The organism is Streptomyces sp. NPDC040405 (assembly GCF_055595765.1).
On the sequence record NZ_JBVIVI010000011.1, the window covers coordinates 160,115 to 186,479 of the forward strand.

At 70.6% G+C, this 26,365-nt stretch carries 26 protein-coding genes; 10 read left to right on the top strand and 16 right to left on the bottom strand.

Annotated features, from left to right (window positions below; translation table 11 throughout):
* Nucleotides 1-23 precede the first annotated feature (23 nt).
* The 6 genes from ACZ59A_RS35425 to ACZ59A_RS35450 all read left to right on the top strand — a co-directional run bounded on the left by ACZ59A_RS35425 (nt 24) and on the right by ACZ59A_RS35450 (nt 9,941).
* The gene (locus tag ACZ59A_RS35425) at nt 24-851 is read left to right on the top strand and encodes a MetQ/NlpA family ABC transporter substrate-binding protein (protein ID WP_470967412.1); all 828 of its coding nucleotides are present in this window, start codon (nt 24-26) and stop codon (nt 849-851) included.
* A gap of 169 nt (nt 852-1,020) precedes the next feature.
* Complete coding sequence (locus ACZ59A_RS35430) at nt 1,021-1,677, top strand: GNAT family N-acetyltransferase (protein ID WP_470967414.1); 657 nt, start codon at nt 1,021-1,023, stop codon at nt 1,675-1,677.
* 294 nt (nt 1,678-1,971) lie between these two features.
* Nucleotides 1,972-3,225, top strand: a complete 1,254-nt coding sequence (gene cbiE / locus ACZ59A_RS35435) for a precorrin-6y C5,15-methyltransferase (decarboxylating) subunit CbiE (RefSeq protein WP_470967417.1) — start codon at nt 1,972-1,974, stop codon at nt 3,223-3,225.
* 278 nt (nt 3,226-3,503) lie between these two features.
* Nucleotides 3,504-7,727, top strand: coding sequence for a nicotinate-nucleotide--dimethylbenzimidazole phosphoribosyltransferase (gene cobT / locus ACZ59A_RS35440; protein ID WP_470967420.1), 4,224 nt, complete (start codon nt 3,504-3,506; stop codon nt 7,725-7,727).
* 113 nt (nt 7,728-7,840) lie between these two features.
* The gene (gene cobA, locus ACZ59A_RS35445) at nt 7,841-9,058 is read left to right on the top strand and encodes a uroporphyrinogen-III C-methyltransferase (RefSeq protein ID WP_470967422.1); all 1,218 of its coding nucleotides are present in this window, start codon (nt 7,841-7,843) and stop codon (nt 9,056-9,058) included.
* Between the two features lie 64 nt (nt 9,059-9,122).
* On the top strand, nt 9,123-9,941 hold the full coding sequence (locus ACZ59A_RS35450; RefSeq protein ID WP_468046468.1) for a TrmH family RNA methyltransferase: 819 nt from the start codon (nt 9,123-9,125) through the stop codon (nt 9,939-9,941).
* Nucleotides 9,942-9,963: 22 nt separating this feature from the next.
* Here ACZ59A_RS35450 and ACZ59A_RS35455 read toward each other — a convergent pair whose 3' ends face one another.
* Entirely contained in the window at nt 9,964-11,283 is a 1,320-nt protein-coding gene (locus tag ACZ59A_RS35455; RefSeq protein WP_470967425.1) for a serine/threonine-protein kinase, read from the bottom strand.
* 272 nt (nt 11,284-11,555) lie between these two features.
* Here ACZ59A_RS35455 and ACZ59A_RS35460 point away from each other — a divergent pair, with 272 nt between their 5' ends.
* A complete protein-coding gene (locus ACZ59A_RS35460) occupies nt 11,556-11,792 on the top strand; it encodes a hypothetical protein (RefSeq protein WP_055557600.1) in 237 nt (78 codons plus the stop codon).
* Between the two features lie 273 nt (nt 11,793-12,065).
* Nucleotides 12,066-12,272, top strand: coding sequence for a hypothetical protein (locus tag ACZ59A_RS35465; protein ID WP_470967428.1), 207 nt, complete (start codon nt 12,066-12,068; stop codon nt 12,270-12,272).
* A 306-nt stretch (nt 12,273-12,578) separates the two neighbouring features.
* On the opposite strand, the gene ACZ59A_RS35470 is transcribed toward ACZ59A_RS35465, so the two are convergent.
* Nucleotides 12,579-13,058, bottom strand: coding sequence for a hypothetical protein (locus ACZ59A_RS35470; RefSeq protein WP_470967430.1), 480 nt, complete (start codon nt 13,056-13,058; stop codon nt 12,579-12,581).
* Nucleotides 13,049-13,516, bottom strand: coding sequence for an ATP-binding protein (locus ACZ59A_RS35475; RefSeq protein ID WP_470967432.1), 468 nt, complete (start codon nt 13,514-13,516; stop codon nt 13,049-13,051). The genes ACZ59A_RS35470 and ACZ59A_RS35475 overlap by 10 nt, the downstream gene beginning before the upstream one ends.
* Before the next feature lie 214 nt (nt 13,517-13,730).
* Between ACZ59A_RS35475 and ACZ59A_RS35480 the strand changes: the two genes are divergently transcribed.
* Complete coding sequence (locus ACZ59A_RS35480) at nt 13,731-14,591, top strand: helix-turn-helix domain-containing protein (RefSeq protein ID WP_470967434.1); 861 nt, start codon at nt 13,731-13,733, stop codon at nt 14,589-14,591.
* Entirely contained in the window at nt 14,588-14,803 is a 216-nt protein-coding gene (locus ACZ59A_RS35485) for a DUF397 domain-containing protein (protein WP_470967436.1), read from the top strand. The genes ACZ59A_RS35480 and ACZ59A_RS35485 overlap by 4 nt, the downstream gene beginning before the upstream one ends.
* 153 nt (nt 14,804-14,956) lie before the next feature.
* Here ACZ59A_RS35485 and ACZ59A_RS35490 read toward each other — a convergent pair whose 3' ends face one another.
* The 13 genes from ACZ59A_RS35490 to ACZ59A_RS35550 form a co-directional block, all read right to left on the bottom strand.
* Complete coding sequence (locus ACZ59A_RS35490; protein ID WP_470967437.1) at nt 14,957-15,298, bottom strand: hypothetical protein; 342 nt, start codon at nt 15,296-15,298, stop codon at nt 14,957-14,959.
* Nucleotides 15,295-15,528: a hypothetical protein gene (locus tag ACZ59A_RS35495; protein WP_468944112.1), complete on the bottom strand. Its 234-nt coding sequence runs from the start codon at nt 15,526-15,528 to the stop codon at nt 15,295-15,297. Before ACZ59A_RS35495 ends, ACZ59A_RS35490 begins: the two co-directional genes overlap by 4 nt.
* Nucleotides 15,529-15,603: 75 nt before the next feature.
* Complete coding sequence (locus tag ACZ59A_RS35500) at nt 15,604-16,422, bottom strand: N-acetylmuramoyl-L-alanine amidase (protein WP_470967700.1); 819 nt, start codon at nt 16,420-16,422, stop codon at nt 15,604-15,606.
* Between the two features lie 83 nt (nt 16,423-16,505).
* Complete coding sequence (locus tag ACZ59A_RS35505; protein WP_470967439.1) at nt 16,506-18,122, bottom strand: right-handed parallel beta-helix repeat-containing protein; 1,617 nt, start codon at nt 18,120-18,122, stop codon at nt 16,506-16,508.
* 21 nt (nt 18,123-18,143) lie between these two features.
* Complete coding sequence (locus ACZ59A_RS35510) at nt 18,144-21,287, bottom strand: hypothetical protein (RefSeq protein WP_470967440.1); 3,144 nt, start codon at nt 21,285-21,287, stop codon at nt 18,144-18,146.
* Nucleotides 21,288-21,307: 20 nt separating this feature from the next.
* On the bottom strand, nt 21,308-23,680 hold the full coding sequence (locus tag ACZ59A_RS35515) for a phage tail tape measure protein (RefSeq protein WP_470967441.1): 2,373 nt from the start codon (nt 23,678-23,680) through the stop codon (nt 21,308-21,310).
* Nucleotides 23,677-23,823, bottom strand: a complete 147-nt coding sequence (locus ACZ59A_RS35520; RefSeq protein WP_470967443.1) for a hypothetical protein — start codon at nt 23,821-23,823, stop codon at nt 23,677-23,679. Before ACZ59A_RS35520 ends, ACZ59A_RS35515 begins: the two co-directional genes overlap by 4 nt.
* A gap of 62 nt (nt 23,824-23,885) precedes the next feature.
* Entirely contained in the window at nt 23,886-24,398 is a 513-nt protein-coding gene (locus ACZ59A_RS35525; protein ID WP_470967444.1) for a DUF7426 family protein, read from the bottom strand.
* A complete protein-coding gene (locus ACZ59A_RS35530; protein WP_470967446.1) occupies nt 24,385-24,867 on the bottom strand; it encodes a phage tail tube protein in 483 nt (160 codons plus the stop codon). Before ACZ59A_RS35530 ends, ACZ59A_RS35525 begins: the two co-directional genes overlap by 14 nt.
* A 12-nt stretch (nt 24,868-24,879) precedes the next feature.
* Entirely contained in the window at nt 24,880-25,317 is a 438-nt protein-coding gene (locus ACZ59A_RS35535) for a minor capsid protein (protein WP_470967449.1), read from the bottom strand.
* Nucleotides 25,314-25,664 (bottom strand): hypothetical protein, encoded by a 351-nt coding sequence (locus ACZ59A_RS35540; protein WP_470967451.1) that lies wholly within the window; start codon nt 25,662-25,664, stop codon nt 25,314-25,316. Before ACZ59A_RS35540 ends, ACZ59A_RS35535 begins: the two co-directional genes overlap by 4 nt.
* A complete protein-coding gene (locus ACZ59A_RS35545) occupies nt 25,661-25,978 on the bottom strand; it encodes a hypothetical protein (protein WP_468944092.1) in 318 nt (105 codons plus the stop codon). The genes ACZ59A_RS35540 and ACZ59A_RS35545 overlap by 4 nt, the downstream gene beginning before the upstream one ends.
* The gene (locus ACZ59A_RS35550; protein ID WP_470967453.1) at nt 25,975-26,364 is read right to left on the bottom strand and encodes a head-tail connector protein; all 390 of its coding nucleotides are present in this window, start codon (nt 26,362-26,364) and stop codon (nt 25,975-25,977) included. The genes ACZ59A_RS35545 and ACZ59A_RS35550 overlap by 4 nt, the downstream gene beginning before the upstream one ends.
* Between the last annotated feature and the right edge of the window lies 1 nt (nt 26,365).

A 26,365-nucleotide genomic window follows, 5' to 3' on the forward strand; every position in this document is an offset into this window, starting at 1 on the left:
CCCGTCCCCGAAAGGCACTTTTCGTGCGTAACAGCATCAAGACCACCGCCACCCTGCTCGCCGCCGCCGTGCTCGCCGCCGGTGCCTCCGCCTGCTCCCCGCCGAGCAAGGGGGGCACCGACAAGAACGGCGCGCTGCTCGTCGGCGCGAACCCCGTCCCGCACGCCGAGATACTCAACTACGTCAAGGACCATCTGGCGAAGAAGGCGGGGCTCAAGCTGGAGGTGAAGGAGTTCACCGACTACAACTCGCTGAACCCCGCCACCCAGGACGGCTCGGTGGACGCCAACTACTTCCAGAACAAGCCGTTCCTCGACGACTACACGAAGAAGCGCGGCGGCGACATCGTGCCCGTGGTCACCGTGCACCTGGAGCCGCTCGGCCTCTACTCGCACAAGGCGAAGAAGGCCGACGACCTCAAGAAGGGCGCCACCGTCGCCGTCCCCAACGACGCGGTGAACGAGGCCCGGGCGCTCCAGCTGCTGGACGACCACGGCGTCATCAAGCTCAAGAAGGGCGTCGGTACCGAGGCCACCCCCAAGGACATCGCCGACAACCCCAAGGGCCTGAAGTTCAAGGAGCTGGAGGCACCCCAGCTGCCGCGGTCCCTGGACGATGTGGACGCCGCGGTCATCAACGGCAATTACGCCATCCAGGCCAAGCTCAACCCCGCCAAGGAAGCGCTGATCCTGGAGTCCCCGGACAACAGCCCCTACGGCAACTTCCTCGCCGTGAAGAAGGGCAACGAGGACGACCCGCGGGTCAAGAAGCTCGCCAAGCTCCTCACCTCCCCGCAGGTGAAGAAGTTCATCAAGGACAAGTACGACGGATCCGTCCTCGCGTCGTTCTGACACCTGCCATTCCGAGAAACGACCGACCGAACACGCAAGGCTCCGCATCCGGGCGACAATCGGATGCGGAGCCTTCCGTTTCCACACCCCGTGCTGCATTTCGCCGGAGCGATGCTGCATGCTGGGCTCTTCGCCACGACTTTGATACGACCCGGTTACGGAGCGGCGCATGACATCCACTTTCCCGGACATCTCCATCAGCACGGAACGGCTGGTGCTGCGCCCGTTCGAGGAAGCGGACCTGCCCGCGCTCACGGACATGATGAGCGACGAACTCGTCATCACCTGGAGTCGGGCCCCTCACCCGTACACCCAGCGTGACGCGCGCGACCAGGCGATGCGGCTCGCCCCCGCCGAACGCACCACGGGGCGCGGAATCGTCTTCGCGGTCGCCGAATTCCTCACCCAGCGGCTCGTCGGAATCGTCCATCTGCGCAACACGGACTGGAAGGTCCTGGGCACCGAGATCAGCTATATCACCGCCCCCTGGGCGCGCGGCGAGGGCTATGCCGTGGAGTCGGTGCTGGCCGTCGCCCGCTGGCTGTTCCAGGACCAGAAGTTCGAGCGGATGGAGCTGCGTACCGCCGCGGGCAACACCGCCGGGCAGCAGGTCGCCCAGAAGGTCGGCTGTATCAGCGAGGGAGTCCTCCGCAACGCCTACATAGCGCGCACCCAGATGGAGGACGGCGGCTGGACCGATCTGCGCACCGACCTCATCGTCTGGAGCCTCCTCCCCGAGGATCTGGAGGGGGCGCCCGAGCACAGGGAGGAGTCCGAGGGCATCAGCGTCTTCCCCACGTACTCCGAGTACACCGACTGGCGCTGACCAGTGCCCACCGGCACTGACCGGCACTGACCGGCGCTGAACCCCGGCGTGCCGCGCCTCGGGTGCGCCCCCGGCGCACCACCTCCGCCCCTGCCCCCGGTCCGGTCACCCGGACCAGGCGGGGTAACCTCTCCGGGCTGAGCACCCCGCGGGCGGCCCGCCACCGCCGCGATACACCCGCCGCGGCACACCACTCGCGGCACGCCAGCCGAGGCACCGCCCGCGCGCACCACGCACCGCGCCCGCGCGCACCACCCGCGACCGACCTGCGACACATTGGGGAGACAGACGACGATGGCCGACCGCGTCACGGTGATCGGTTGGGACGGCTCCCCGCTCATGGACGTGGCCCGATCCGCCCTCGGCGCGGCCACCCTCGTGGCCGGGGCCGCCCACCACCTGGCGCTGCCCGAAGTCCCGCCCGGCGCCGAACGCATCCGGCTCGGCAGCGTGGACCTCGCCGCCCGCCGCATCGCCCAGCACCGCGGCTCGGCCGTGGTGCTGGCCGACGGCGACCCCGGCTTCTTCGGCGTCGTACGCGCCCTCCGCGCCCCCGAGCACGGCCTGGAGGTCGAGGTCGTGCCCGCCGTCTCCTCCGTCGCCGCCGCCTTCGCCCGCGCCGGGATGCCCTGGGACGACGCCCAGGTCGTCGTCGCCCACAGCCGCGACCTGCGGCGCGCCGTCAACGTCTGCCGCGCCCACACCAAGGTCGCCGTCCTCACCTCGCCGGGCGCCGGTCCCGCCGAACTCGCCCTGCTCCTCGGCCCGGTGCACCGCACCTTCGTCATCTGCGAGGCCCTGGGCACGGAACGCGAGCAGGTCACCGTGCTGACCTCCGACAAGGCCGCCGACCACGCCTGGCGCGACCCCAACGTCGTCATCGTCATCGGCGGCTCCGGCACCGTCGCCGTCCGCAGCGGCGCACCCACCGGCGCCGCCCGCGGCGCGCTCCAGAGCGGCGGCTGGATCGCGGGCCGCGACCCCGGCTTCCCCGGATCCGTGCGCGGCTGGGCGCTGCCCGCCCCGGCGTACGCGACCGTGCTCGGCGAGCACGAGTCGCAGCAGCTGCGCTCCTTCCAACTCGCCCGCATCGGCCCCCGCGTCGGCGACCTGGTCTGGGACATCGGCGCGGGCAGTGGTGCCGCCGCCGTCGAAACGGCCGGGTTCGGCGCCGCCGTCATCGCCGTCGACCGCGACCAGGACGCCTGCGAACGCGCCGAAACCCTCGCCCGCCGCTTCGGCGTCCAGCTCCAGGTCGTCCACGGCACCGCGCCCGAAGTTCTCGAAGACCTGCCCGAACCGGACGTCGTCCGCGTCGGCGGCGGGGGCGCACCCGTCGTCGCCGCGTGCGCCGCGCGCCGCCCCGAGCGCATCGTCACCCACGCCACCACCCGCGACGAGGCGGAGGCCATCGGCGCCGCCCTGGAGGACGGGGGCTACGGAGTCGAGTGTCTGCTGCTGCAATCCGTCGAGTTGGACACCCGGGTGTGGGCCGAACGCGAGCGCGCGGTGGCCTTTCTCCTCTGCGGACACCGCCCGCACCAGTGATTTTGTCCTTGTGACGTTCCTCCCGAGCTTCGCCCCGGTGACCTTCCAGAAGCATCGCGCGGGGTAGGCTGGCGGATCGTTGTACTGCCTGCACCGCTGCCCGGTGTTCGGCGCTTTATCGGCCAAAGGCCGGAATGTGCCCCTTTCTTACCGGGTCGCGGTAGGCAAGCCTCGGGCGTGCTACGTGCCGCGCACGGCGCACGCTCGTTCTTGCTCACGGGGCTTGCTCCCGGCGGTAGGCGGTTGGAAGGAGCACTAGCGATGGGCGAGGGGTACGCATGACCGACACCGGCCAGGTCCCGGGCGAGGGACTGCCGGAGAACGCAGGCGGACGACTCGGACAACCGCACCCGGCGGATGTCCACGCCCCGCCTGCCGACGCCGGTTACACCGAACAGCCGCAGCCCGGTGTTCCGCCCGGCGCCGGATACCCCTTCCTCGACGGCCCCGAAACCGGCGGCGAGGAGGACGACCTGCTGCTGATGCCGGGCGCACAGGGCGCCTGGAGCGAGCAGCAGGCCCAGTACGAGCAGCAGATGCAGGCCCCGATGCAGCAGCCGTACCCGCAGGAGCAGGGCCACGGGCTGTACGAGGGCGGGGTGCTGGACCCCGGCATGGCCGCGTACGCCGACACGCAGATGCCCGAGCCGCAGCCGGTGGCCGAACCCCACGGCGGGCCGGTCACGCACCCGGCACCGGAGCAGCCCGCTCCGCAGCAGCCCCAGGCCCCCGCCGCGCCCCCCACGCCCCCTCGCCGCCCGCTGCACATGGGCCCGCCCGTGCCCGACCACACCTCCGGCGGCGGCATCGTCCGCTCACTCGCCGACCGTGGCCCGGCCGCCGGGCGGCACAGCGCGCCGCCCGTCCAGCAGCCCCAGCCCACGCCCGCGCCGGAGCCGGTCGACTACGCCAGCGCCCCCGAGTACGCCGCCGGGCCGCAGTACTTCACCACTCAGCCCCAGCCCGAAGACTCCGGCCCGCTCCCGGGCCCGCAGCTCGCCGACATGCCGCAGATCGGCGATGCCCCGCCGCCCGGTGACGCCTGGGACGCCCAGCCGCCCGCGCCCATGCCCGCACCAGCAGAAACGGTCGGTCTCGGCGACCAGCCGATGCCCCAGATGCCCCCGGAAGGCGCGCAGCCGACGGCGATGGACCTGGGCTACGCGGACCCGGGGTACGCCGATCAGGGTTACGCCGATCCCGGCTATGCCGACCAGGCTTACGTCGACCAGGGCTACGTCGACCCCGGGTACGCCGACCCGGCCGCGACCATGCCGCCCCAGGGCGAGGCACCCGTCCCGGAGCACGAGCAACCGGCCGTCGAGATCCCCGCCCAGATCCGGCCGGGCATCACCACGGACCACCTCCACGCGGGTCCCCAGGCCGTCATCCCGGCCCAGATCCCCCATGAGGACGCCGAGGCCCCCCAGCCCTACGCCGACCCGGCCGCCGTCGACCACTCGATAGTCGCCGAAGTCGCCGAAGCGGAGGCTGACGCGCAGCCCATGCCCGTCGAGGAGGCGCAGGTCGCGGCCGACCCGGTCGCCCCTGACGAGGCTCCGGTGCCGGAGGCTGACGTACAGGCCGTGCCCGTGGAGGCGCCCGCCGAGCCTGCCCCCGCCGAGGAGGCGCTTGTGGCAGAGGCTCCGCCCGCCGACGAGGCTGCCGCCGAGGCACCCGTCGAGCCTGCCCTTGACGAGGTCCCGGTGCCGGAGGCTGACGTACAGGCTGTGCCCGTGGAGGCGCCTGCCGAGCCTGCCCCCGCCGAGGCGCCCGAGGCAGCGGCCCCGGCCACCGCCGAGGTGCAGGTCCCGGCCGATGAGGCTGCCCCTGACGAGGTCCCGGTGCCGGAGGCCGACGCGCAGGCGGCGCCCGCCGAGGCGCCTGCGGAGCCCGCCCCCGCCGAGATGCCCGAGGCAGCGGCCCCGGCCGAGGCTCCGGAGCAGGAGGCCGAGGTGGTGGCGGAAGAGGCCGCCCCCGAGGCCGAGACCGAAGCCGCGCCGACTGCCGATGCCGTGGAGCCGGAGGGCGAGCCACTCCCTCCTGAGGCTGAAGCTGCCGAGGTCGAGGCCGTGGTGGACGAGGCGGCGGCTCCCGAGGAAGAGGCTGCCGACGCGCAGACCCCGGAGGAGGAAGCGCCCGCCGCCGAGGAGCAGGCCCCGGACGAGGCTCCGGTGCCGGAGCCCGACGCGCAGGCACCCGAGGCCGAAGCCGAGGCCGCCCCGGCCGAGGAGGAGGCCCAGAGCGAGGCAGCCGCTGACGCCGAGGCCACCGCGCCTGAGGACGAACCGTCCGACGACGCGGAGGCCGAGGCTGCCGAAGCCGACGCCCCCGAGGGCGAGGCGCCCGAGGCTCAGGACGAGGCTGTCGAACCGGCCCCTGACACCGAAGACGCTCAGCCGGAGGCCGCCGAAGCCGAGGCAACCGACGAGGCACCCGACCAGGCTCCCGCCGAAGAGGCCGAAGAGGCCGAACAGGCCGAACAGGCCGACGCCGAGAACCAAGACCCCGAGGCGGAGCCCACGGACCAGCAGCCCGCAGAGCCGGAAGCCATGGACCAGGAGCCCGTAGACCCGGAGGCCGCGAACCAGGAGCCCGCGGAGCCCGAGGCCGCGGACGAGGAGTCCGTGGACCCGGAGGCCACGGCCCCGGAGGCGACGGACGAGGAGCCCGTAGACCAGGAGCCCACGGCCTCGGAGGCGACAGACACGGAAGAGACGGACCCCGAAGCCGCGGACCCCGAGCCGCTCGCCGTCCCGTTCGGCCCCCGCGCCGACGGGGGATACGACGACTCCGAGCGCGCCGCGGTCCACCGCGTGATGCGCGAGCGCCGCGACATCCGCAACGGCTTCCGGCCCGACCCCATCCCGCACGAGGTGCTGCTGCGCGTGCTGGAGGCCGCGCACACCGCGCCCAGCGTGGGGCAGTCCCAGCCGTGGGACTTCGTCGTCATCCGCTCCGAGGAGACCCGGCGCACGATGCACGAGCTGGCGGTGCGCCAGCGCGACGCGTACGCCAAGTCCCTCCCCAAGGCCCGGGCCAAGCAGTTCAAGGAACTGAAGATCGAGGCGATCCTCGAGACGCCGATCAACATCGTCGTCACCGCCGACCCGACCCGCGGCGGCCGCCACACCCTCGGGCGGCACACCCAGCCGCAGATGGCGCCGTACTCCTCGGCGCTCGCCGTGGAGAACCTGTGGCTCGCCGCCCGCGCCGAAGGGCTCGGCGTCGGCTGGGTCAGCTTCTTCGACGAGCGCGAGATGGTCCGTACGCTCGGCCTGCCCGACCACCTGGAGGCCGTGGCGTACCTGTGCGTCGGGTACGTGGACGAGTTCCCGGAGGAGCCCGAGCTGCTGCGGGCCGGGTGGTCCAAGCGCCGCCCGCTGTCGTGGGTCGTCCACGAGGAGACGTACGGGCGGCGCGCGCTGCCCGGCGAGGACCCGCACAGCCTCCTCGCCGAGACCCTCCAGGGCATCCGTCCGCTGGACGCCAAGGCGCTCGGCGAGGCGTGGGAGCGGCAGAAGCGGATGACCAAGCCGTCCGGGGCGCTCGGCATGCTGGAGATCATCTCCGCGCAGCTCAGCGGGCTGTCCCGGCAGTGCCCGCCGCCGATTCCGGAGCCCGCCGCGGTCGCGATCTTCGCGGGCGACCACGGGGTGCACGCCCAGGGCGTCACCGCGTGGCCGCAGGAGGTCACCGCTCAGATGGTCGCCAACTTCCTGGGCGGCGGCGCGGTCTGCAACGCGTTCGCGAGCCAGGTCGGCGCCGAGGTGTGCGTCGTGGACGTGGGCGTGACGAGCGAGCTGCCGTCCACCCCCGGTCTGCTGCCGCGCAAGGTCCGCGCCGGGACCGGTGACTTCACCACCGGGCCCGCCCTCACCCGCGAAGAGGTGCTGCGCGCCCTCGAAGTGGGCATCGAGACCGCCCGCGACCTGGTCGCCGCCGGGAACAAGGCGCTGCTCACCGGCGAGATGGGCATCGCGAACACCACCACATCGGCCGCCCTGGTCTCCGTCTACACCGGCGCCGACGCGGCCGAGGTGACCGGCCGCGGCACCGGCATCAACGACGAGATGCACGCGCGCAAGATCGACGTCGTACGGCGCGGTCTGGAGCTGCACCAGCCCGATCCCGCCGACCCCATCGGCGTCCTCTGTGCCTTCGGCGGCCTGGAGCACGCCGCGATGGCCGGGCTGCTGCTGGGCGGCGCGTCCCTGCGGACCCCCGTCATCCTCGACGGGGTCAGCGCGGGCGCCGCGGCCCTGGTCGCCCGCGCCATCGCCCCCGAGGTGCTGGCGGCGTGCATCGCGGGCCACCGCAGTGCCGAGCCGGGCCATGTGGCGGCCCTCAACAAGCTGGGCCTGCGCCCGCTGGTCGACCTGGACCTGCGCCTCGGCGAGGGTACGGGCGCCCTGCTCGCCCTCCCGGTGGTGCAGAGCGCCGCACGGGCGATGCACGAGGTGGCCACGTTCGACTCCGCGGGAGTCACGGAGAAGAACTGACGTGCGCCCCCGCCACGTAGGGTATCGGCGGGGGCCACGCCCCACCTGTTGAGTTGATCAGCCGCTCCAGCGCCGCAGCGGCAGGCATTCTGCACGAGGAGAGCCGCACCGCCATGTCCGAGAACTACGCATACCCTGTCGGACTGCGCCTCACGGGGCGGCGCGTCGTCGTCCTCGGGGCGGGCCAGGTCGCCCAGCGCCGGTTGCCCGCGCTGATCGCCGCGGGCGCGGACATCCTGCTGATCTCGCCCTCCGCGACGCCCTCCGTCGAGGCCATGGCCGAGGCGGGGGAGGTGCGCTGGGAGCGCCGCCGCTACAGGGAAGGCGACTTCGAGGGCGCCTGGTACGCGCTGATCACCACCGACGACCCGGCCGCCAACGCCGCCGCCTCCGCCGAGGCCGAGGCGCGCCGGGTGTGGTGCGTACGCAGCGACGACGCCGAGGCCGCGTCCGCCTGGACCCCGGCCACCGGGCGCAGCGAGGGCGTCACCGTCGCCGTGCTCACCGGGCAGGACCCGCGCCGCTCCGCCGCCGTGCGCGACGCCGTGGTCGAGGGCCTGCGCGACGGCACCCTCGCCGCGCCCCGCCACCGCACCCGTGGCCCGCACGTCGCCCTGGTGGGCGGCGGCCCCGGCGACCCGGACCTGATCACCGTCCGCGGCCGCCGTCTCCTCGCCGAGGCCGACGTCGTGGTGGCCGACCGGCTCGGCCCCCGCGACCTCCTCGACGAACTCCCGCCGCACGTCGAGGTCATCGACGCCGCGAAGATCCCGTACGGCCGTTTCATGGCCCAGGAAGCGATCAACAACGCGCTGATCGAACACGCCAAGGCGGGCAAGTCGGTCGTCCGGCTCAAGGGCGGCGACCCGTTCGTCTTCGGCCGCGGCATGGAAGAGGCCGAGGCGCTCGCCGAGGCCGGTATCCCCTGCACGGTCGTCCCCGGCATCTCCAGCTCCATCAGCGTCCCCGCCACCGCCGGAATCCCGGTCACCCACCGCGGGGTCGCCCATGAGTTCACCGTGGTCAGCGGCCATGTCGCCCCCGACGACCCCCGCTCCCTCGTCGACTGGTCCGCGCTCGCGAGCCTGCGCGGCACGCTCGTCCTCCTGATGGCCGTCGAGAAGATCGGCGCCATCGCCGCCGCCCTCATCCACCACGGCCGGGGCCCCGACACCCCCGTCGCCGTCATCCAGGAGGGCACCACCGCCGCCCAGCGCCGCGTGGACGCCACCCTGGCCACGGTGGGGGACACGGTCACCGCCGAGGGCGTACGGCCGCCCGCCGTCATCGTGATCGGCGACGTCGTGACCGTCGGCCCCCGCCTGACGTAACCACCGGTAACTTCCTCACGTCGCCGCATTGGCACGGCATCCAGGACAAGGCAGTATCACTCAAGTGGCTGATCTCATCACCGTCGATGATCCCGACGACCCGCGGCTGCGCGACTACACGGGTCTGACCGATGTGGAGCTACGACGCAAGCGCGAGCCCGCCGAAGGCTTGTTCATCGCCGAGGGCGAGAAGGTGATCCGGCGAGCCCGCCTCGCCGGTTACGAGATGCGCTCGATGCTGCTGTCGTCCAAGTGGGTCGACGTCATGCGCGACGTCATCGAGGACGTCCCCGCTCCCGTCTACGCCGTCACCCCCGAACTGGCCGAACGCGTGACGGGCTACCACGTCCACCGCGGCGCCCTGGCCTCCATGCAGCGCAAACCCCTGCCCGAGGCCGAGGAGCTCCTGTCCGGCGCCCGACGCGTCGTGATCATGGAATCCGTCAACGACCACACCAACATCGGCGCCATCTTCCGCAGCGCCGCCGCGCTCGGCATGGACGCCGTCCTCCTCTCCCCGGACTGCGCCGACCCCCTCTACCGCCGCTCCGTGAAGGTCTCCATGGGCGCCGTCTTCTCCGTCCCGTACGCCCGTCTGGAGACCTGGCCGCGCGGACTCGAAGCGGTCCGGCACGCGGGCTTCAAGATCCTCGCCCTCACGCCCGACGAAAAGGCCACCTCCCTGGACGACGCCGCCCCTCACCGCCTGGACCGCGTCGCCCTGATGCTGGGCGCCGAGGGCGACGGCCTCTCCACCCAGGCCCTGATGTCCGCCGATGAATGGGTCCGCATCCCGATGGCCCACGGCGTCGACTCCCTCAACGTGGGCGCGGCGGCGGCCGTGGCCTTCTACGCCGTCACCACGGGCCGCCCGGAGGCATAGGGGGCTCCTCCCGCATCCCGCGTCAGAGGCCGCCCGCTGGGCCTGCCTCCGGCGCACCAGGTGCGGTGGGTGCCGTCGGGACGCCCAGGCCGCGGGACGGGCCCTGGCAGCCCTGGGCCGCCGCGATACCCAGCGCGACCAGCAGCGTCACCACCACGAAGACCGTCAGCCGCTGACGCAGCAGCCGGAGCCGGTCCGGAGCGGGTCGGCGGCCGTTCGGGGCGGTGCGGACCGTACGGGCCGGGGGGCGCTGGGCGCCGCGGCGCTGCGCCGGGGGGCGCGCCGGGGTGTTGCGCCCCGTCGTACGCGCCGCCCCCGCACCGGGCTGTCCCGGCCGCGGCGACGACGCCCGCGGCGCCGCCGCTCCCCGGGGCGGCGTGCCCCGGGACGGCGTGCCGCGAGGGGGCGTACCCGCTCCGGGGCGGCGCTCCGTGTGCTGGTCCGCGTACGCGTCGGCCCGCCGCCCCACGGGACGCCCGTCCGGGGCATGCCCCTGCGCACCGTGGGCCCCGTGAGTCCCGTGCGCCTCCCGCGCCGCGATCTCCTTGAGCCGCAGCGAGAGCTGGAGCGTCGTCGGCCGGTCCTCCGGGTCCTTCGCGAGGCACGCGTGCAGCAGCGGAGCCAGCGCGTCCGGCACCCCGAGCAGCTGCGGCTCCTCGTGCACGACGCGGTACAGCATCACCTCGGAACTCCCGTGCCCGAACGGCGAATCCGCCGTCGAGGCGTACGCGAGCGTGGCGCCCAGCGCGAACACGTCGGTCGCCGGGGTGACGGCCGCGCCCCGCACCTGCTCGGGCGCGAGGAAGCCGGGGGAGCCGACGGCCGTGCCGACGTGGGTCAGCGTGCTGGCCCCGGTCGCCCAGGCGATGCCGAAGTCGATGATGCGGGGGCCCTTGGGGGAGAGCAGGATGTTCGACGGCTTGAGGTCACGGTGGACGACCCCCGCCTCGTGCACCGCCAACAGCCCCTCGGCCAGCGCGGACCCGACGGACGCGACGTGCGCGGCCGGCAGCGGGCCCTCCTCGTTCACCTTGTCGTGCAGGGAGGGGCCCGGCACGTACTGGGTGGCGAACCACGGCCGGTCGGCCTCCAGGTCCGCGGCCACCAGCCGCGCCGTACAGCCGCCGCGGATCCGCCGCGCGGCGGACACCTCGCGGGCGAACCGCGACCGGAACTCCCGGTCCTCCGCCAGATCCGGCCGGATGACCTTCAGTGCCACCCGCTGCCCGCGCCGGTCGGAGCCGAGGTAGACGACCCCCATACCGCCCGCGCCGAGCCGCCGGTGAAGCCGGAAGGAGCCGACGACACGCGGGTCCTCGCGCCGGAGCCGCATCATCGCCATGTCCGTCCCCTACCTCCGGTGGGGAGCCCTTCCCTTACCCCTTGGTGGGGAGCCCCATCCGCTGCCGTCTGCTGCCGATCCAGTGCCGTCCGTCTGACGTGCACAGCTTACGGATTGACGGCCCCGCGCGCTGAGAGGCCGCGCATGCGTCGGCCTATGGATTGTCAGTGGTGCCTGGGATCCTGGAGAAGTGGGCCGGAATCGTGGCAATCCGTGCTCCGGTTTGCGCGTGCGTGATCTCAAAAGACCGTCTCAGAAGGGGGATTGAGGCCGTGAAGGGTGATCGTGTGGAGATAGTGGTGGACGCGGGCGACACGACGCGGACGTACGAAGTGGTGGCCGGAAGGGCGGGGCGGCGGGTCGAGACGGCGGTGCGCCGAGGGGTGGTGGAAGTGAGCGAAGTCACCCGAAACGGGTCTGTGGTGCGGACGGCCCGCTTCATGGCGAACCGGGTCCTGGCGCTGGTGGAGCAGCCGGTGCCGCGAGGCGCGGACGGGGACCGTGAGTAGGGCCGTTCCACCCCGGGAACCCCACCGGAAGCCCCCCGGAGGGACCCGCTCCGGTGGACCCCTCCGGGAAGACCCCAAGTCCCGGGCGGATTTCTCCACCCAGGGGAGTACGAGGCCCGGTCCGGCGTCATCCTCCGGGAGGCCCGGCAAGCGGTACGAGGGCATGACGCCGTGCACCGGGGCGCGCGCCTAATGTTGAGGTCAAGCGGCGGGCGCAGCACTCGTCCCCCGAGGTCAGACGCTCGCCGCTCCAGATGTGACGGAGGAAGGACGATGGCGGACACGGTGGGACGCACGGTCGTCAGGGCGCGCAGAAGGCGGGCTCTCGACGCGTTCGGCAGCCCGCAGACCGGCACCCGCCATCCTCTGGTCGCGGCGGCCATCGTGCTGCCGTTGGCCGTCCTGCTGAGCATCGCGTTCGGCGGCTGGGAAGCCGTCGTCACACAGGCGTCGTCCGTGGCGGGAATACTGGGGCGCTGAGCGCTCCGGGCCCGGGAGAGCGGCCCGGGCCGGGGACTTCCTGGCCATCAGCCCCGTGGGGACGGGGGTGCGGCGGACGGCACGAAGCCCGGACAGCTGGGCACCTGTTGCGGTGAAACATCCGCAGCAGTGGCGGGCCCCGGACCTGCGTAAACAGGTCTGGGGACGGCGGTCAGGGCATCGAACGGGCCCCGTTCGACATCGCTGGGGAGCGATGGCGAGCGGGGCCCGGTGCGTTCTGCGGGCAAGGGAAGACCCCGGCCGCCCCCCCGGGGGATTAGGGGCGACCGGGGCCGTTGTGGGGCTCTATCGGGTGCGTGCGGACACCGCGCCCATGAGGGCCCGCCCGTTCGCGATAGAGCGACCGATGAACGCCTCGGTACCATCCGGACCCGCTCCGAATGGCACGGGATCGAGGCAGAGGGTCATACATGCCAGTTGGCCGCGGGCAACCAGCTCGCGCCACCGCGCCGACGGGGACGGCACCCGGAAGAAGAAGGACGGGTGGCCGTAGTCGAGGGCTGTCACGCGCCCGCCGATCAGCAGGCGGGGACCAATGTGGGGTACCCGGTCGGACGCCGGCGACAGCCGCATGGCATCCGCCATGCCTAAGAGGCCGCGCTCGACACTCTCGGTGGTCTCCCCCGGGTGCCGCGGGCCCGGATGCCCGATCAGCATGAACGGCACCGGTGCGTCAGAATCTCTCATCGGGTCTACCCATGACGAGACGAGCAGGCGCGCCACGAATCCGGGGCCGGGTATCGGGCGGATTTCGGTCATGTCCATTTCAGTTCCGCCCATACGATCTTTCCGAGCGGCCGGTCGTCCACGCCCCACGCGATGGCCAGCGCATCGACGATGAACAGGCCGCGCCCACGTTGCCGTTCCTCGGAGGCCGGTTTGAACTTCGGCCGACGGCGGCTGGTGTCGTGTACCTCGACCCGCGCCCGGTCGAGCGATACCTCGACGACGACGGCGACGCTGTCGCCCGGCTCGCCTCCGTACCGGAGCGCGTTGGTAACTAACTCGGAGACGATCAACTGCACGTCGCCGACGTGGTCGGCCGCGAGGTCTGGGGCGGTGCGCTGGATCACCTCGAGGGCGTACTCGCGCGCATGTCCGACGGTCTCCGGCTCCCGGGAGAACTTAGCTTGCGGCGGGGGGTCGGACGGAGCTGAACGGCAGGGTGGATCGGACGGGCGTCGTTGCATGGTCACCATGCAAATCCCCTCATGAGGACGCATATAGGCGCACGAAATACGTCACGCCAGTAGCGACACGATTACTTTTCGTCGCACCAGAGTGCTCCTGATCACACGAGATGTGCAACCCTCGGACGAGTGAAATGAGAATTTGCATATGTCGTCGCGAGATCGCGGCAGACAGGAGGTTTGCGACGTGACATGGTCGGAGCGCAAGCGGCAGACTGTCGACCAACACCACGAAACGGAGGGGTACGTGAGCGCACCAACGGTTCGCCGGCGCAGGCTCGGCGCCAAGTTGCGCGCGCTTCGGGTCGCCCTCGACCTCACGCTCGACGACGTAGCCGAGAAGTCGTCTGGCCGCATCACGGTGGCCAAGTTGAGTCGGCTCGAGACTGCCCGCAGCGCGGCCAAGGCGCCTGATGTCGAGATGTTGCTCGACCTGTACGGAGCGGATGACACGGAGCTACGCGCGGCCTTGCTCGCCCTTACACGAGAGGGCTCGCGGCGCGGCTGGTGGCAGTCGTACCGGGGCGTGCTGTCGCCGGTCTATGAGGACTTGATCAGCCTGGAGGCTGAGGCAACGGACGTGCGTACGTGGCAGATGGGCGTCATTCCGGGGCTACTCCAAACCGGGGAGTACGCCCGGGAGCTCATGACGAGTATCGACATGTCGGCCGCGGTCGAGGGGAAGCTCGATGCGTTGGTCGAGGTGCGCCTCGCCCGGCAATCTGTACTCACCTCACGGGAACAACCGGTCGCCCTATCGGCCATCGTCGGTGAGGGAGCGCTACGCACGCGTTGCATTGGCGAAGGTGTGATGTACGGCCAGCTGTCCAGGTTGCTGACGCTGAGCCGACGGTCGAACGTCAGTATTCAGGTGTTGCCGACGGATGCCCCGCTCCACGCTGGGCAGTTGGGAGCGTTCTCGGTACTCGGTTTCGAGGGGCTTGCAGACCTCGATGTCGTCCACACGGAGAGTCTGACCTCGGCTCTGTATGTCGAGGATCGGGAACAGGTGGGCGTCTACCGGGACGCGTTCGAGCGGTTGCGTGCGGTCGCGCTTCCGGTCGATGCGTCCGCAGATCGCATCGCAGAGATAAGGGATCATGGATGACCAGGATTGATGACGCGTCGACCTTGCCGGTTACCTGGTGGAAGTCGAGCGCGTCGGGCACTCAGTCGGACTGTGTCGAGGTCGGCATCGTCGACAGTGAGTCGGTCGCGGTGCGGGACAGCAAGCGGCCGGCGGGGCCTGCCCTGCTGGTGAGCCGCGAGCAGATGACGGCGTTCGTGTCCGCGGTCCGCGAGGGCCGATTCGACGCATAGGCGTACGGGAGCAGCAGCGCGGCCCGTCCCCGGGGGATTCGGGGGCGGGCCGCTCGCTGTGCTGGCGCGGCCGAGCCTACGGCCGGACGGTGCCCAACGCACAGAACGCCCCCCACAACAGCCCGTGAGGCCGCGTGGGGGGGGCGTTGACTACTACCTGTTGGCGAGTTGCCATGCGGACAGGATGAGGCCGCACAGGGCGACCAGCGCGGCGACGGACGGCAGTGGCCACCGTGCGCGTTCGAGGGCGGCGAGGCGGTCCTCGGTGCGCTTCTGACGGTCGGTTTCGCCGCGCTCGAGGGTGTCGAGACGGCCGTCGGCGCTGTCGAGCCGGCGGGCATGGTCCTTGAGCGCTTCGTCGCTGTGGTCATGCCGCTGCACCAGTAGGGCGAGGGCACCGTCGGTGCGGGTGAAGCCCACCTCGATGCTGCGGCGTATCCGCTCGAGCTCGAGCGTGACCGCGGCCGGATCGGACGGCGAGGGGTCGGTCGTCACTGCCTACTGCCTCCCGCGTCCGGCGCGGTGCGCAGCCATGCGGGCAGGATGCGTTGCACGGTGGGCGAGGCCATGGCGCGCGTGACGGCGGCGGCGACGGCGAGCACGACGCCATAGCCGGCGGCCGTGGAGGGTACGCCGAGCGTGGGCAGCAGGATCGGGAGCGCGGCGGCGAGGCCGACGATGGTCTGTACGACGGTGCGCGCGGTGCGGCGGTTCTTGTCGGTCACGGCGGGGTGTCCGTTCGTTCGGGGGGTGATGCCCGCCCCGGCGCGGTGCCGGGGCGGGCCGGGGTCGAGGGGTGGCTACTCGGTCACCCGGAATCCGTGGCGGTGGGCGAGCACGTCGAGGCTCGCGCGGCCGGGGATTCCATCGGCGGCGGCCCCGACGTAGCCGCAACGGCGCTGCCACCGGGAGTACGCGGCCACGGTCGCGCTGCCGAAATGGCCGTCGACATACCGCCGCTCGAGCAGACCCTCGGCGGCGAGGGCGTCCTCGACGACGCGGGCGCCTGCGTACGACACAGGGGTACCGGCCTTGGCGGGGTCCCTCTTGGCGGCGGTGATCAGCTTGGACAGGTCGACCGTCTTCGGCTTGCTCGGCGCGGGCCTGGTCGGGGCCGGCGCGGTGCCGCCGGCGGTGAGCTTCTTCGCTCGGCGCAGGATCTCGGGCAGCTGCGCAATGATGCGCTTCCCGGGGCACGACAGATGGCCGCCCCACGCGTCGCCCCCCATGGCGTGGTACCCGAGTCCGCGGTCGCTGGGAGACTTGGCGAGCTGGAGCGGTACGCCGTGCTTCTCGTGGGCCCACGCGAGTACCTGCGCGTTGCGGTCGAGCTGGTCGTCGGTGAGCTCGTCGCCGCCCTCGCCCTCGTTCTCGACGCTGAGCCACGTTCTGTTTCCGCCGGCCTGCGCCCACGCCCGGTCGGCGGTGTCGACCCACTGATACAGCTTGCCGCCCCTGCCGGTCCCGAAGTGACTCGATGCCTTGGCCTTGGAGCTGCGGAACCAACTGTCGGTACCGGCGAGGGTGCCGGCCATGATGTGCACGACCACACCGCGTACGGAGTCCTGTCCGCCGTGGGTGAAGTTGATCGGGATGGGGCGCCACTCGGCGCCCGGCATGCGTGCCACTGGGGGTGTCTCCAGACATGAGAAAACGCCCGCGGCGCGGTGCCGGGGGCGGTGTGAGGGTGGGGCAGCTGAGGTCAGCTGAGGTCGGTTGCGAGGGTCTGCGGGGACGGCGAGGCGTCGTTCATGCCGGTGCCGCCGGTGAACTGGGAGCCCCGGAAATCATTTCCGTAGCGCGCAATGAAGGTGCACGCGTTCGAGATTGACAGGCCGTGAATGGCCTCATTCCCGGACCCGTTCGGGCGCGTTTTATTGCCGGTCAGGTGAACGCTGGATGCGTTCGTACTGACGCGGATTCCGTACCACGCTGCATTTGCCGCGCGCCCGGGGCTCTTGATGTAGTTGTTTTTCACCTGAATGTCGCTACCGTCCTGCACGAGAATTCCATTATTGGCGGCGTACATGATGTTGTTCGCGTTCAGGCTGGTGTGCGTACAGGTGACGGCGGTAATTCCGTGGGCGCCGGGCGTGTAGATTTGATTCGTCCCCGCGTTGCCGTTCGTGCAGTTCTCCAGAGATACGGCGGTGCCGTCCACGTTGGAGATAGTGTTTCCGGTGACGCTGAATCGCTCGACGTACTGCAACCGGATGCCGTTCTGAGCGCTGGCCGAAGTGTCGATCGCATTGCCGGATATGGACAGGTTGAGAACCTGTCCAGTGCTTTCGCCCAATGCAACTATCGGCTCGTCGTACCCGCCGCCGAATCGGAATGTGTTTCCCGTGATGGCGAAGTTTTTGATGGACTGGCTCGCCGACGTCTGCGTGCCGTTCGGGTCTTTCGTGTCCTCCGTGTCGGAGGTGATGACCGATCGAATGCGCACGCCGGACCCACACGACGAAAACGTATTCCCGCTCACGGTGGTGTCTTCCCAGTTGTAGGCGCTCACGCCGTACTGTAGGACCGATTCAAACGTGTTTCCGAGAATGCGAATCCGTCGGTGAAACTTGCTGATCGTCGCGCTGTGGGAGCCGATTCCTCGCGGCCATGCCGTGGTGCCGGCAGTGCCCGAGGCGCCGAAATAGCACCCTTCAATGAGGATGTCCTCGGTCGGTGTGTGGTCATACGGGCCAAATCCGCCGAAAACTCCGACCGACTTTGCCAGGTCGAGCTGAATTGCTTCGGAAAAGTCGCGCGCCCCAGGGTCGATGTAGCCGCGGAATTTGCAGTTCTGGATGATGCCTCGTTTGGTCGAATTCAATTCGACCGCATGGAAGCCGGGAAGATCCCTGACTTCGAGATCCCGAATAGTGATGTCCGAGGCGTGTCCGATACTGATGCACATCACTGAGCCGGTCAATCCGGCGACCGTTCCGCGCATATTCCAGAGGCCGCCCTCGATAACGATTCCCGATTCGCCACCGTAGCCGCTGAAATTCTGCGCGGCATCGCCGTTGAGAATCATCGTCTCTGCTGCGTTCCGACGGAATTCGGCCCCCGGTAGCAGAGTCAGGCGCGTGTTCCGGTAGATGCGTAGTGGCAGTGTCGACAGCAGGTATTTCCCGGGCGGTATCACCACCCAGCCGCCGCCGGCGGCGCGCGCCTCGTTTAGCGCCTCCTGAATCGCTGGAGCGTCGTTTGTGACGCCGTCGCCGGTCGCGCCGTACGCGCTCACGGTGAGGGATTCTGCGAGCCTTTCCAGCATGTATTGGAGCCGGCCGGCGGTGACGGGCATGCCCGGGTGCCACTGCTGCACGGGGGTGGACAATGTGGCCTCCTACAAGGCGGCGATAGCGGGTTGTGGAAGGCTCACGGCGGTGCCCGCCGCGTGCGCCTTGGTGATGCCGTTTACGGCCCTGGTGACGGTGAGGATCTGCGGCGAGGTGGTGCCGGTGACGGCGGTAACGGTGACCTGCTCGCCGCCGAGGACGACGTCAACGGGCGCGAAATCCGGGCCGGTCGGCCACAGGGGGCCACTGGTCACGGCGACGGGCAACGCGGTATCGGTCGGCGATATCGCCGCGGCGAGCTGGCTCCCGTCGGTGTCCGCCACGGACAGCGGGCCCGCGACGACCGGAGGAACGACGACGGCGAGGTCATCGATGTACGCCGCGTCCTCCCCGGATGCCGCGGAGTTGTCCTTGACGTACCGGAAGGTGACGACCGCCGCGCCGGTGACGTCGAGGGTGTATTGCGTCCATCCGACCGTGCCCTGTGCGCGGAGCTGCTGCACGCCGTCGCGGAACACGAGCAGCCGGTCGCCCTCGAACCCGGCCCCGCCTGCTTCGCTGCTGACGCGATACCAGAACGACAGCGAGGTTGCCCCGGACGGGACCGCGATCACCGCGTCACTGGTCTGGTTGTTGGCCACCGCGCCGGAACGCAGCGACCACGTTCCCGCGTACGCCTGTGCGCTGGTGCGGGTCCACGGCAGGGTGCCGCCGTCCGTGATGCTCAGGGCGTACGTCGTGTCCTCGAAGTCCTCGCGGACCACCGCGCCGTCGTCGCCCGTGACGGCGACGTTCCACGGGCGCGCCGGCGAGCACGTGAACGTCATGTCCCATGCGTACGGCCGGAACGTTTCCGTATACCCCTGTACCAACAGGTCGATCGTCGAGGGCGGGAGCCATGGCGGGGGGTTGGCGATCGTGATGCGGCTCCCCTCGATGACCGCGGCTGCTGGCTCGAGTAGGTGCGGCGCGTCAGCGACGTTGACGTGCACGCTCGGGTACCGGATCTCATCCTGCGTGCCCTGCCACAGGCGCCAGTACGCGACAGGCTCGGCCTGTGTGTCGTTCGCGAGGGACAGGTCGACCGACTCGTCATACGTCCCCACTCCGTACGGCGGGGGCTGTACGGACAGGGGCCCGGACTCCGCCACCGCGCGCGCCGAGCTGCCACCGATCCGGTTGACCGTGACGTCGTTACGTACGGCGGCGTCGTCGTCGAGAGGGTCGAGTGGTGGCGCCAGCCCGGGCGCGGCGTAGTCCAGTTCGAGCGCCGGCGGTTGGCTGTAGAGGCTGGTTCGCACGCGGTATCGCAGGGCGAGCCGGTCGCGTGCCTCGCCCAAGATTCCGCCGTCGGTGTCGGCGGCCTGTTGCAGCAGGTCCAGCAGCGTGGCCGGCCGCTGCGGGCCCATGGCCGGGGTGTCAGCATCCGCCCCGCTGATGACCAGCGGAACGGACTCTTCTTGGCTCAGGCGGCGCATGCGCGCCCAGGTGCTGTCACCCGCGAACCCGTCATCGGCGCTGTTGTAGATCGTGGACTGCACCGCGCCGATGACGGAGAGGTGGCCCATGAACAGGTTGAGCTGTTCCATGGCCGTGCCGGGGGCGGAGGAGATGGCGGTGATGTGCCCCACGGCGGGCCCCGTCACATCGGTGGACAGCCCGCGCTCCCCGCCGCCGACGTCGAACCAGTTCACGTGATAGGTCGATACCGTGCCGTTGGTTTCGCCGCGGACCTGTAGACGGTTCCAATCGCCGGTGAAGCCGTCCCCGGTGATGCTGAGTAGTTGCGTGGTGGAGGAGCTGGAGCCGGTGCTACTGACGCCGTACAGGCGCACTGTGCCGCTCGGCCGCACCTCGAGCTGAATTCGGTCATAGGTGCCGGTGGTGCGGACCTCGAGCATGATGAACGGCGCCGCGGCGGGGAAGGCATCGAGCTTGTACACCAGCTCGAGGCGCCATCCCCCGTCGGGGCCGGGCGGGACCTGTCCGCCGAAGCTGCTGCCCGGGCCGATCTTCGGGAGCGGGGACGATCCGTCAAGGGTGCTATCCGAGGCGAATTCCACACCGCTGACCACCATCGGCTGTACGCCGGCGAGGGGGCTGTACGCCTGACTCGCGTCTCTCGCTTCCTCCATCGGCCAGTAGGCCAAGAGATCGGGGTCAGAGGGGATTCGGCGGCGCAGCGTGGACGCCAGGGACTTCACGCCCTGCCCCAGCCGCCGCGAAATGCCGGACGCCTCCAGCGACACCCACACGTCTTGGCCGGCCACGCCCCAACGGGATGGCCAGCTGCTGACCTCGCCGGCGAACCGGGTCAGCCGGTCACTGATCTGGGCTGACCCCTGGAGCGCCCACGCGCGGCCGGCACTGTCTGTGAATGACCGCGCCCCGGGCGCCTGAGAGGTGAAGTCAGGCGAGGCCACAACGGGACCGTTGATGCCGTTGCGGACCTCGAACCGGTAGCCGGCGCCGGTGAACGGGACGCGTGCCGGGGTGGTGGTGGGGTCGGGCTGGCCGACACCGAGCGGCGCTGTGCCCGAGAAGATGCTCGTGGTCTCGGCCTGTGTGACCGGGCTACCGATCTGTACCCATGGCCCGCCCAGCGACCGCGCCCAGTAGAACGTCACGCAGCAGCCGCCGGCCCCGTTGTCGGTGTCCAACGTCGCGCGGACCGCTGCCCGGTCCGGCAGCGTCGGCAGCGTCACCGTGGCGAACCGGGAGGTGACGCCATCAGGCGCCCAGTTCAGCAGCAGCCGCCCATCCAGCACACGCAACGCGTATGAACGCTGGGCGGTCGCGCCGTCCCACTTCCCGAGTAGGACTTCGTTCAGCCCGGACGCGGTCCAGTCGAGCTCAGCTTCGCACCGCAGGTCGAGGTCTCCCACGATGTCCAGCGCGGGGGCGTCCGGGGTGGTGACGTAGCCGGTGGGCGAGCCGTCCAGAACCAGCCGCGGCCGGGCGCCGCCCACACTGACCCGTATCGGCGTGTTCCGTCCGATCAGCCCGAAGTACGGGCTCAGCGGATTTTTGGGTGTGTAGCGGCCATCCCGATTGTTCAGGCCGAGCTGACAGCGGGCCGGATCGCTCCGCGCTGCCTCATCAGCTCGGCCCCGGCTGATGGTCACCTGCTGTCGCGTGGTGTACGTGTCGGCGGTGATATCCGTCCAGATACCGCCGGCTTGGATCTCCACGCGAAGATCAGGGAATACCATCAGCCACCTCCGAACGCGAGCTGCACATTTCCGCGGCCTTTGACGCGCACGGTTTTACGTATCCAGCGGGTGAGGTCGTCGCCGCCGTCGCCGGCGTCGATTTCGATACGCACAACCGCCGGTTGCGGCGGCGCGATTGTTCCCGCCGGCGCGCCGGCCGCGCCCGCACCCGCGCGCGGCGCGGTGAGAGCAGCAGTGCCGCCCTGTCCTACCGTCAGCGCTGGAACGGAACCGGTAAGCGCGTCGTGTCCGGCCTGCGCCACCTGCGCCATAGCGGACGTTACGGCGCCCTGCTGCTGAGTGATTCCCTGGGCGAATCCGTTGATCAGTGCGCGGCCGGAATAGGTGGTGTAGCCGCGCCCGGAGAAAGGTCCTTCTTTCGCGGGAGAAAACGGAAAGAGATTCCGCACCTTGGACACCAGCCCTGCGGCCTTGTTGTAGAGGTCGCCGGCCCTGCTGGTGATGCCGTTAATGAACCCGCCGACAAGCGATCGACCGGAGTTGTAGAGCTTGCTTCCCAGATCGCCGAGCGCTGCCCTGGCGCGTCCGGGCAAGCCCCGAATCCAGCTGATCGCGCTGGATACCTTCGAGCTGATCGCGGACACCAGGCGCCCGCCCGCGGTCGCCGCTGTGTTCCAGAGCATTCCGGCCAGTGAAGAGAGTGCCCCGACCGCGCGGCCCGGGAATGCCTTCAACCAGTTCAGCAGCCCGTTCCACTTCGCAACGGCCGAGTTCTTCGCGGCCCCGAACCATCCGCTGATCAGGCCCGGGATGGTGGCGAACCAGCCGACCGCGGACATGATGCCGTCAACCGCGCCTGAGATCGCGGACTTCACCGCGCCCCACACCGCCATGACGACGTTGCGGAACGTCTCGGACTTCTGCCACGCAATGACGATGACGGCGATAAGGCCGATGATGGCGCCGATGACTAGGACGATCGGGTTTGCCGCCATCACCGCGTTGAAGACCGCTTGTGCCGCGGTCCAAATGCCCATGGCTGCCGCGATACCGAGGATGACCCCGGCCAATGGGCCGATCCATGAAATGTGTTGCTGCACGAAACCGCCGAACTGCATGAGCATCGGCATCACGTAGTTACCGAGCACTCCTACCAGCTTCTCTTGTGCGGCCCGCTTAAACTGCTCCATGCGCGTTGCCGCGTTGTCACGAAGGCTGTCGCCCATGCGGTCCGCGGCGCCTTTGACTTGGCCTAGGGCATCTTTCGCCTTGGACGGGTCGAGAGCGAGAAGGGCTTTCTGCATGTCCTCGCTCTTGGTCCCGAAGAGCGCCGTTGCAGCCGCGGCCCGGTCGGCCGGGTCCTTGATACCGCGCAGCCCGTCGAGAACCTGCTGTAGAGCGTCGCGGGCGCCCTTCCCGCCGCCGGCGATCTTTGCTTGAACGTCGCTCGCCGACATGCCCATAGATTTCAGGGCGTCGGTGGCGCCGTCGCCCATCTCCGTCATCAGCAAGGTGCCCTCTTTGAGAGCGTCCGCGACGACATCCGTATCGCGCGCGCCTGCCTTCATTCCCTGGGACATCAGTCCGGTAGCGGTCTGCGCGTCCAGTCCGAGCTGTTGGAACTGGACCGAATACTCATTGAACGTATCGGCGAGGTCATCGGCGCGCGGGCCCATTACCTGTAGGCCGCGCGTCATGATGTCCAGCGCGGTTTGAGCGTTCGGCGCCAGACCGGTTTTCATGATCTGGCCGACCGCATTTGCGGACTGTCCGAGGTCGAGCTCGAACGTTCCCGCGAGGTCGCTTACCTTCGTCGCGATGGACTGAATCTGTGCGTTCGTCGCGTCCGGCGGCACCAGACCAGCGCTCATGGTCGCCCGGATCGCGTCGGCCGCCCCTTGGAAATCCTCGGTGACGGCACCCGCGTACATCTGCCCGGCGATGTGCCCGTACTGCTTGGCCACGGCCGGGGTTGCCCCGAGCTGCGCGCCAAGCCGGCCGGTGATCTGCCCCTGCTCGAGGGCCGATCCGATACCGGCCATCAGCACGCCACCGACCATGGCGCCCGCTCCGGCCGCGGCGAGCTTGAGGCGGCCCATCATGCCCGTGGCCTCCTGCTCGGCATCGGCGGCGCCCTCGCGGGTGCCGTCGGTCATGCCGTCGCCGAGCGCGTCGCCGGCCTCCCGCCCGGCGCGTGCGAATCGGCCGCGCAGATCACGCAGCCGGCCATCTGCGCCGCGGGCGATGCCCTGGCCGAGCGCGTCGCCTGCGGCCTGCCCGGCCCGGTCGCCGCCGGCCGTCATGTCCCCCTGCAACTGGGTCATGGCCTGCCCGGCCCGGGCCACGCCGCGGTCTACCTCGCGAACGTCGAGGCTTACGAACCCGGTCAACTCGCCGATGGTGAGGCTCATCGCGCACCTCCCTTGGGGGTCTTGGGGTCGGGGGGCGCGAAGTGCCGGGCAAGGCGGCTGTCAGCGCTGAGCAGGCCGAGGATGCGCAGCCGGAGCCACCGCCACGACCGGGCTTGGAGGATGCCGGGGGTACCGGCGTCCACGCCGTACACCTCGTGTAGATCGCATTCGATGAGTGGCCACTCTTCGAGCAGGGCGGCCCATGTCAGGTCGTCGCGCCCTTGCGGCCGTTCCCGGTAGCCCTGCGGGCGTTCGTACCACTCTGCGAGCCCCGTGATCGGGTCGATTTCGCCGCAGCCGATCCACTCTTCGTCTGCCGGCGCGTCTCCCGATTCGGGGCCCATTGAGAAGGGTCGCCGGCCGTTCCCCAATACCGCTCGGCGGTCTCGGGGCCGGAGACGATCCAGAACATCGCGGTCAATCCCGCGTGCCGCATCCGGGACCAGGCGATGCCGTCGGCCTGCATCTCGTCGTAGACCGGTCCGAGGCACATCCGCAGCAAGTCGCGCTCGTCGTCGTCGTCCAAGAGGGTGGTGTCGACGGCCTCGCCGCCGGACACCAGCCGGGCGGCGAGGCTGGTGATCTGCTGCACCCGCAGACCGTCCGCGGCGGACGGCGAGGGGATCACATACGCCTTACTCCCGAACGGCAGCGTGAGGGAGTCGTCGAACAGCTCGTCGAGAGCCTGGAACTTGGCGCCCATATCAGACCGTCGCAAGCGGGTTGACGATCTGCGTCAACGGACCGTTGCCCGTGAACGTGGCCTCGACCTGTTCCAAGTTGTTTTTCGGCCCGCCGGACGGCTTCCACTCCACCAGGGCCGTGCCCTCGTACGCCTCCGGCCCGCCGTCACGGTCCATCCAACGGATCTTGACCTCACTGTCGGCGCCCCACCCGAACGCGGTCGCGCGCACGCGCTCGTGCACGGCGTTGTACGCCTTGCTGTCCGCAGACTTCTTCCGGTTGAACGTCGCGCTGACGGTCCAGCCCTGGCCCGTCTTGGTGTTGCCGTCCCACCCCTCATCGTCATACGTGCTGGAGTCCTCGAGGTTGGGCGGTGCCTCCCAGCTGAAATCCGTGATCGCGGGGTGCAGCTGCCAATCCGGCGTGGTGGCGCCGGACGTGGCCATGTCGACCTCGAGTCGCCACCTGCGGGCGAGGGCGGTCACGGGCGTGGGTGTGCTCATGGCGGGTTCTCCCTATGTCTCGATCAGGTGCGGCGCGGTGCGGAGCGTCCGCATGTAGTAGTTGGCGGTGATCTCCTGGCGGTCCGCGGTGTCGGGACCGATCCACGCCTGTGACTGGCGCCAGATGACTCCGGCGTGCACGCCCGATAGGTCGGTGTGCACGCGCATGTTCAGCAGGTCGTACACGGCGTCGGCCCGGTCGAGGGCGGCCCGCGGGTCGGCGCCGGCGCGGTACCGGACCTGTACGGCCTCGGTGACGTCCTCGGTACCGCTGGCGTCGTCGACGGCGTACGGCGTCAGAGCGATGACGTTGTCGGGCCGGTCGGGGACGGCGCCGATGATGATTGCCACCTCATCGGCCGCGTACAGACCGTCGGGCCGGTACACGGCGATACCGGCGTCGGCGATCAGCCGGGCGAGGCCGTCGAGCAGGTTCGAGGTGTGGCTCATCGCAGCGCCCTCCGGACCTGTGCGGCGATGATCTCTTGCACCGTGTCGGCCTCGGTGTTGAACGGCTGCTCGAGGTACTTGGCGGTGCGGCCGGCGTCGTGCCGTAGCGTCATGTCCTCGTGTTGGCGGACCGCGTACAACGTGTCGTAGCTGACGGCGCCCGTGAGCTCGTCCTCGTCGACGGTCGCCACGCCTGATCGCTCGAGTGTGGCCTCTTCGATCGGCACCAGCCGGCGCGACTCGGCGAGGATGTGCTCGGCACCGATGCGTAGGCCGCGGGCGGCGGCCTCACGGACGGCGGCGCTGACGGCCTGGCCGTTCCATTGCAGACGGGCGCGCTGTGTCACTCGGCCTGCACCTCCAGATGATCGGGGGTTGCCAGTCCTCCGCCGTCGCGGGGTAGGGCGGCGATCACGGTGGTGGTCCGGCCGTCCGGCAGGGTGAGGCGTGATCCGGGCGGCGCGGTGGTGCCGGGCGGGCAATACGCGGTCGTGCTGCTGACGGTGTCGGCACCGTCCGGGGCCCTGACCATGCGCGTCTGTTGGTCGAGCAGGCAGCGCACGGTGACGGGCGGCCCGTACACGGGCCCGTACGCGCCGGCGCCCTGGTACGGCTCCACGGTGATCCGGTGGCGCAGCAGCCATCCGGGCAGTGCGGTCACCAGATCACCCCCGGCAGCAGACCGGCCCGGGTGAGTGCGCGCTCGGCGCGCGGGGCGAGGTCGACGTCGCCGGCGGCCGTCGGCCCGGACTGACGGCCGGACAGGGAGACGGCGCCGATAGAGACGCTGTCCCATCTGCCGGCCGCCCCGGTGCCGTCGTCGCCGGCGGCCTGCTGGTACTCGACCTGTGCACAGGTGGCGTCGGCGAGTGCCTGCACGACGTCGGGATCGGTCGGCATGCCCGCGGCGTCCGTGGCATACACGGCGGTGCGTAGCGCGTCCTCGACGTCCTCGGACGCGCGGGCGAGCAGCCGGTCGGCGTCCGGCGGGGCCGGGTCGCCGGTCCACGCCGTGAACTGGTCAGGGGTGGCGTAGATCCGGCGCATC